Annotated in this window: 7 protein-coding genes and 3 pseudogenes; 3 read left to right on the top strand and 7 right to left on the bottom strand. The window is 67.3% G+C overall.

The window, feature by feature from the left end; all coding sequences use genetic code 11:
- Positions 1-203: 203 nt before the first annotated feature.
- Together ABZZ74_RS51995 and ABZZ74_RS52000 are read right to left on the bottom strand one after the other, a co-directional pair.
- Positions 204-572, bottom strand: a pseudogene (locus ABZZ74_RS51995) (sigma factor-like helix-turn-helix DNA-binding protein); the annotation flags it as partial.
- The gene (locus tag ABZZ74_RS52000) at positions 569-1162 is read right to left on the bottom strand and encodes a hypothetical protein (RefSeq protein WP_356951128.1); all 594 of its coding nucleotides are present in this window, start codon (positions 1160-1162) and stop codon (positions 569-571) included. The pseudogene ABZZ74_RS51995 and the gene ABZZ74_RS52000, both read right to left, overlap by 4 nt.
- A 606-nt stretch (positions 1163-1768) precedes the next feature.
- Between ABZZ74_RS52000 and ABZZ74_RS52005 the strand changes: the two genes are divergently transcribed.
- Together ABZZ74_RS52005 and ABZZ74_RS52010 are read left to right on the top strand one after the other, a co-directional pair.
- Positions 1769-1966, top strand: coding sequence for a toxin-antitoxin system HicB family antitoxin (locus tag ABZZ74_RS52005; protein ID WP_356951129.1), 198 nt, complete (start codon positions 1769-1771; stop codon positions 1964-1966).
- Positions 1966-2262: a hypothetical protein gene (locus tag ABZZ74_RS52010; RefSeq protein WP_356951130.1), complete on the top strand. Its 297-nt coding sequence runs from the start codon at positions 1966-1968 to the stop codon at positions 2260-2262. The genes ABZZ74_RS52005 and ABZZ74_RS52010 overlap by 1 nt, the downstream gene beginning before the upstream one ends.
- Here the strand turns inward: ABZZ74_RS52010 and ABZZ74_RS52015 are convergent.
- A pseudogene (locus tag ABZZ74_RS52015) lies at positions 2168-2944 on the bottom strand (RNA-guided endonuclease TnpB family protein); the annotation flags it as partial. The gene ABZZ74_RS52010 and the pseudogene ABZZ74_RS52015 overlap by 95 nt on opposite strands.
- A gap of 308 nt (positions 2945-3252) precedes the next feature.
- Positions 3253-3681 carry an IS200/IS605 family transposase gene (gene tnpA / locus ABZZ74_RS52020; protein WP_356951131.1) on the bottom strand — a complete coding sequence of 143 codons (429 nt, stop codon included), beginning with the start codon at positions 3679-3681 and terminating at the stop codon, positions 3253-3255.
- Positions 3682-3707: 26 nt separating this feature from the next.
- On the opposite strand from tnpA, the gene ABZZ74_RS52025 reads away from it, so the two are divergent.
- Positions 3708-4865: a transposase gene (locus ABZZ74_RS52025; RefSeq protein ID WP_356951132.1), complete on the top strand. Its 1158-nt coding sequence runs from the start codon at positions 3708-3710 to the stop codon at positions 4863-4865.
- A 73-nt stretch (positions 4866-4938) separates the two neighbouring features.
- On the opposite strand, the gene ABZZ74_RS52030 is transcribed toward ABZZ74_RS52025, so the two are convergent.
- From ABZZ74_RS52030 to ABZZ74_RS52040, 3 genes and pseudogenes are all read right to left on the bottom strand, one after another.
- Positions 4939-5907 (bottom strand): IS4 family transposase, encoded by a 969-nt coding sequence (locus tag ABZZ74_RS52030; RefSeq protein ID WP_356951134.1) that lies wholly within the window; start codon positions 5905-5907, stop codon positions 4939-4941.
- Positions 5904-6248: a transposase domain-containing protein gene (locus ABZZ74_RS52035; protein WP_356951133.1), complete on the bottom strand. Its 345-nt coding sequence runs from the start codon at positions 6246-6248 to the stop codon at positions 5904-5906. The genes ABZZ74_RS52030 and ABZZ74_RS52035 overlap by 4 nt, the downstream gene beginning before the upstream one ends.
- Positions 6160-6360 (bottom strand): annotated as a pseudogene (locus ABZZ74_RS52040) (IS1182 family transposase); the annotation flags it as partial. The pseudogene ABZZ74_RS52040 and the gene ABZZ74_RS52035, both read right to left, overlap by 89 nt.

Here is a 6360-nt window from a genome sequence, read left to right on the forward strand (position 1 = left end):
AGGATGCCGGCGGCGGCGAGCCCGGCGAGCGCGACCCTGGTCCCGGACCTCGCGAACGGCCGCGCGCGGTGGCGGACGGCGGGGCCAGCCATGCCGCGTTCCACCCGGGCCAGCATCCTCGCGCGGTCGGGCCGGTGGGTTTCGGCGGCCTCCCGCAGCTGACGGGCGATCTCCTCGCTCATCGGTTCCTCCTTCCCGCCATCCAGGTCGGCCATTGCCTTCGAGGTCTGGCTCTTCACCGTGCCGACCGAGATGCCCAGCGCCACCGCGGTGTCCTTCTCGGACAGGTCGAAGGCGTGCCGCAGCACCACGCAGGCGCGCTTGCGGAACGGCAGCCGGGCGAGCGCCGCGCGGACGTCCAGTACGGCCGCCATGTCCGGCCCTTCCACCTTCTCGGGGCTGCGGGACCAGAACAGCGTGATCCGGCGTCGCTCGCGCACCGCGCTGCGGATCCGTCCCCGCGCCAGGTTGGCCACCACACCGCGGGCGTAGGCGAGCGGGTGGTCGGCCTGCCGCAATCGGTCCCAGCGCTGCCACAGGGCGACCAGGGCATCCGCCGCTGAGGGTTTCAGCCCTTACTGGCCGACTCCGGCAGCTCAGGAACCCGGAAGGGCTTCGCGCATCCGCCGCACAGGATGGCCGCCTGGGCAAGCACCGACGGGACAACGTACACATTGCGTCCGCAGTCGCAGATAGCCTTCACCCGGCCTTGCTTACCGGGGGAGGGGAACCTGGTAGCGGGCCCCCTATAGCTTTGGGTCGTGTCGGCGCGTATGGCGGTGGAGTGCGCATTTAGGGCGTGCTGCAGCCCGTCCATCGTCGGGCGGTAGCGCTGCTTTGCATCGGGGGTGAGGGTGACCAGCGAGAAGCCGGTGCTGCGATGCCGCTCGTCGGGGTGGTCCAGGCCCAGTTCCTCGGCGATCGCGAGGAATTGGCGGTTGTGGTAGCGGCCAGCGCGTGAGGTGTCGCGTATTCCTCGCGCGGCGGCGATGCCGTGGACTGCCTCATGGAGCAGTCGCTCGAAGGAGAGTTCGCGCCCGCAGGCGGACGACGGCTCCCCGATCAGGGATTCGGGCGCGGCGAGATCCGGCAGCATGGGGTGGTGCCGCTGAATGTCGGCCCACGCCCTTGCCAGCTCTGCAGCGAGAACAGGTATTGTCACGTTCGCGTCTTAAGAACTCAAGGCGTGTGGTTCTAGTGGCTGAGGGATAGGTTGGCCTGATCCCGGCTATGCAAAGCCTTACCTTGAACCGCACGAAGGGCCATTGGTGTCACTGATCATGTTTTTTCCTGATGAAGCTCTCCGCTCAGACGGATTCCAGACGTAGCGCGTAGCGAGCAGGATGTCGCTGCCATCAGGTAGGCGGTGTCCACCTGATGGGCGCTCGCTGCATGGATGATCATCATGTCGCCTCAATCTTCCAGCTATTCCCCAGGGCGGGTAGAGGCATACGTCACCTGGGATCGCGCAAAACCTCCGCTCTCTGAACTGTCTTCGGCTCTATCTGTTCACGATGTCAAACCAGCTGATCGATCTGGACCGGCGCAAGGTCACGACACTGGTCAGGCATGCCTGCGAGACCGAGAGAATGCCCGCCGAGCTGGGCACTGAGTTGATGCGGACACTGAACCCCCAGGCAGGAAACCCGGGCGGGACGAGGCCGCCGAGTTCTTAATAGGGAGGATCATGCCGCCTCGGACGCAGGTCTGCGGACCCCTAGGTCGCAACCGCTTTACGCCACCGCGAACCGGTGGCTACCCTGCTGCCATGACTGTCACGACCATGACCCTGCGCATCCCCGATGACCTCGCCCCCGCCATCAAGGCGGCCGCCATCGAGGCCGGCCTGAGCGTGAACGCCTACGTGGTGCGCGCCGCGCGCCGCGCCGCCACCCTCGACGCCGGCCGGCAGCTTGCCGCGCTCGGTCTCGGCGACGATCTGGCGAGCGAGGGCGACACCCTGTGATGAACCGCGGTGAAATCTGGACTCTGGCCGACGGCCGCAACGTGCTGATCATCAGCCTGACTGGCCTGGAAGAGACGTACGGCGCGGTTCTCGTGATAGTGCTGCACGACAGCGGGCGGTACCCGGATACCGCCATGTCGGTAGTGCTCGGCGACCCGATCCCGTGCACCGCCGTCGCCGTCAACATCGTGCAGTTGCGGGTTAATCGGTTCGAGGGCGCGAAGCTCCTCGGCCCCATCGACGCCTCAGCCATGGCCCGGGTGGACCAAGCCCTGCGCGCCGTCCAAGACCTGTAGCCGGCACCGACCGAGGACGCGCGGCCAGGAGGTTGCGTGCGGCATTCACGTCACGGTTGTGGGTCGTGCCGCAGTCGCATGTCCAGGTGCGGACATGCAGCGGCATCTTCTCCTGCAGGGTGCCGCAGGCGGAGCATAGCCTGGAGGAGGGGAAGAAGCGGTCGACGGCGACCACTTCCCGCCCGTACCAGTGGGCTTTGTACTCCAGCATGCTCCGGAAGTCCGACCACGCGGCATCGGTGATGGCGCGTGCCAGACTCCGGTTTTTGACCATGTTCCGTACGGTCAGGTCCTCGATCACGAGCGTTTGGTTTTCACACACGAGTCGAGTGGTCAGCTTGTGCCGGTGGTCACGTCGGCGATCAGCGATCCGGGCGTGGATGCTGGCGACCTTCCGCCGTGCCGTGCGACGGTTCGCTCCGTCACCCGTCGCCTTCCTCGCCAGGCGGCGCTGGGCCAGCGCGAGCCGGGAGCGGTCCTTGCGTTCATGCCTCGGGTTGGCGATCTTCTCGCCGGTCGACAGGGTCAGCAGATGGTCCAGGCCCACGTCGACACCCACCGCCGCGTGGGTGGGCACAAGCGGCCGGATGCCCGGGTCGTCGCACAGCATCGAGACGAACCAGCGTCCGGCCGTGTCCTGGGACACGGTCACCGTGGACGGCTTCGCCCCCTGAGGAAGGGGCCCAATGCCGTTGCCTTTACGGCGCTCTGGCTCGGATCGCGATGGCAAACCCGCGCTCGGGATGGCGAATGCCCTGGTCGGTGGGCTTCTTCGTGGGGAACTGGGTGGTCCGGCGTTTCACGACCCGTGGGTAGCTGCGTGGACGGCGCGGCCCGTTGGGCCGGGAGGCGAGCTTGTCGGCAGCCTGCTCGGATCGCCGGCGCTGTTCAGCATGATCTAGCGCGGAACCCTGGGCGTTCACGCCCGGGAGGAAGCGCTTCTCAAGATAGGGGTGACCCGCACGGGTGCACGGGTCCGCACTGTTGGCCTCAGCCGGGGCGCTTCTGGTTCTCGATGTACTCCTTGATGATCTCTAGCGGTGCGCCGCCGCAGGACGCGGCGAAGTAGGACGGGGACCAGAAGTGGTCGCCCCACAGGTACTTGCGGATGTGGCCGGGGAACTCCTGGCGGAGCCTGCGGGCTGAGACGCCCTTGAGGGAGCCGACGAGTCGGGAGAGGGCGACCTTGGGCGGGTAGTGCACGAGCAGGTGGACGTGATCGCGCTCGCCGTTGAACTCCGCCAGCTCGGTTTCGAAGTCGGCGCACACGGCCCGCATGATCTCTTCGCAGCGCGTAAGGATCTCATCGGTGAACGGGCCGCGCCGGTACTTGGGCGTGAAGACCAAGTGAGCATGGAGGGTATAGACAACGCTACGGCCCCTACGGATGTTGGGGTTTGGCTCCCAGCGTGGTGACATAGATCAACCGTAGTACGATGCCCGGCATGAAGATCGTGACGCAGGTGAAGCTGATGCCGGAGGCCGACCAGGCTGCCGCGCTGTCGGCGACCCTGCGCACGGTCAACGACCTGGCGTGCTGGGTCTCCGAGGTGGCGTTCGCCCATGGTGTGCCGCGTGAGTACGAGCTGCGCAAGCACACGTACCCGCGCCTCAAGGCCGAAGGGCTCGGAGCGCAGGCGGCGCAACACGTGATCAAGAAGGTGCGCGATGCGTACACGACGCTGCACGCCAACATCCGCGCCGGAAACCTCGGCAAGCCGAAGTCGAAGCGCCGGATCAAGGCCGAATCGAAGCCGATCACGTTCCGTCCCGAGGCCGCGCAGCCATATGACGACCGGTGTTTGAGCTGGCAGTACGACGCACAGATCGTGTCCATCTGGACAACTGCCGGGCGCCTCAAGAACGTCCGCTTCGTCTGCTCCGCCGACGCGCTCAAGACGCTCCGTGAGTACCGCAAGGGCGAGGCAGACCTGATCGAGCGTGACGGGGTCTTCTACCTGATCGCCACCTGCGAGGTCCCCGAGGCCGAGACGTACGAGCCGGACGGCTTCATCGGCGTGGACCTCGGCATCGTCAACATCGCCACCACGTCCACCGGCTACCAGGCCGCCGGACGCGCCCTGAACCGGTACCGCAAGCGTCAGCTTGCCCTGCGGACCAAGCTCCAGAAGAAGCACACCAAGTCCGCCAAGCGCCGGCTCAAGGAGCGCTCCCGCCGCGAACAGCGGCACGTCAAGAACACCAACCACATCATCGCCAAGACGATCGTGACCGAGGCTGAACGCACCTCGGCCGGGATCTCCCTGGAAGAACTCAAGGGAATCCGGCAGAGGGTACGGCTCCGCAAGCCCCAACGGGTCGCACTCCATGCCTGGGCCTTCGCCCAGCTCGCAGACTTCATCGTCTACAAGGCCAAGCGGGCCGGGGTGCCCCTGGTCTTCGTCGATCCCGCCTACACGTCCCAGACCTGCGCCCAGTGCGGCCACATCGACAAACGCAACCGTGTCGACCAGGGACTCTTCATCTGCCGGGGGTGCGGGGTCGTTGCCCACGCCGACCGGAATGCTTCCCACAACATCGCCACCCGTGGCGAGAGCGTGTGGAACGCGGGGCGTGAGTCACGCGCCCCTGCCACCCGGTAGGGGTGTCTGGACGGAGGAGCCAACTCAGCAGCCAGCTGGGCGCTACCTCCAAGCCCGGTCCTTCAGGGCCGGGTCAAGTTGACAGGGGGGAAATCAGCGGGGACAGGTTCGTGCGGACCTGGCGCTGCGCGGCCCGGAAGGAGATCCGGTCTGGATCGAGGGGTGTCTTGGCCTCGACGGCCGCGTGATGCATCAGGTCTCGGGTGAGGTGATGCACGATCAGATGGGCCCAGATCTGTTGACGGACGCCGTCGGGACGGCCGGATAGCGGCACGGCCCGTGAGTCCCGCTGTGCAGTCTTGATCTCAGCGAAGATCCCCTCGCTCTCCCACCTCTCGTGATACAGAGCGGCGAGCTCGCTCGCGGGCGCAGTCTCCGGGTCGAGGAGCGAAGTCGCCAGACGCAACACCTCGTCGCTGCCTTCGACTGTGTACTCGATCACGCGCAGCACCGGTTCGGGCACCGGCTCCCCGCGGCGGCGATGGGCGGCGTGCTGGTGCTTGTCGAGGTGTATCCGGGTCAGGTAGCTGCCGTCCGGCAGCACCTGGTCGACCCGTTGCGCGGTCGGCCGCTTGAGCCGCCACAGCAGATGGGCACCGGTACGGCGGAAAGCGAGCCACAGAGGGACGCCGGGCATGTTGCGGTCCGCCAGCACGAGCGTGCCGGAGCCGGTGGACGCGGCCAACTCCATGGCCAGCGTGGTCTCGCCCTGCTGGCGCCCGCCGATCGCCGCGTCGATCAGCGCGTGGGTTCCGCGCTCGGCCAGCGCGATGATTCTGGCCTGTGGGTACCCGCCCGGCCCGGCACCACCGGCGGGCCTGGTGAACTCGGCGGCGTTCTCCTCGGTGTCGGCGACGTCCAGCACCGTACCGTCGAACGCCTCCAGCCGCAGTCCACGCCAGAACGCGGCCGGACACCGTTCCTTCTCCGCGATGGGACCTGCGACCTGCCGAAAGACCTCTTCCATGACACGTGCGCCGAGGCGACCGCGGGCCTTGCACAGCGAGGATTTGTTGGGAACACGAAATCCTCGACGGGTCAGGTAAGGTCCAAGTCGTCATCGTGCGGGAGGAGATGCTCGTAGACGGATGCGTACCCCTCGCCCGGGAACAGGCACCGGGCGAGCTCGAAGTAGACCGCTGTGCGGGCCGGCAGCAGTCGCCGCCGTCGTTCGCGTCTTCCGCGCTTCTCTATCGCGCGGTCGACCAGCTCGGGCGGGCACCAGCGCGTCAACACCCCCAGCCCGACGTCAGGCAGCCGGGGCGCTCGTAAACTCCCCATGAGAACCGGCCTCGGCCAGCTCCTCCAGCGCGGCGCGCAGCGTCTCTCCGACCAGTTCCAGACGGCTGAGGGTGCGCACCGCGGCCAGCACATGGGTGGCATCCGTACGTTGACGTCCTCCGGCCCTGAGCAGGCCGGCCTGCCTCAGCCGGTCCAGCATCATCTGCAGCAGCCGGTCGGCGGCGCCGTCCTGTTCGGCCAGTCGGGCCCTGAA

This window comes from Streptomyces sp. NPDC006476 (assembly GCF_040612015.1).
GTDB lineage: Bacteria > Actinomycetota > Actinomycetes > Streptomycetales > Streptomycetaceae > Streptomyces > Streptomyces griseorubiginosus_B.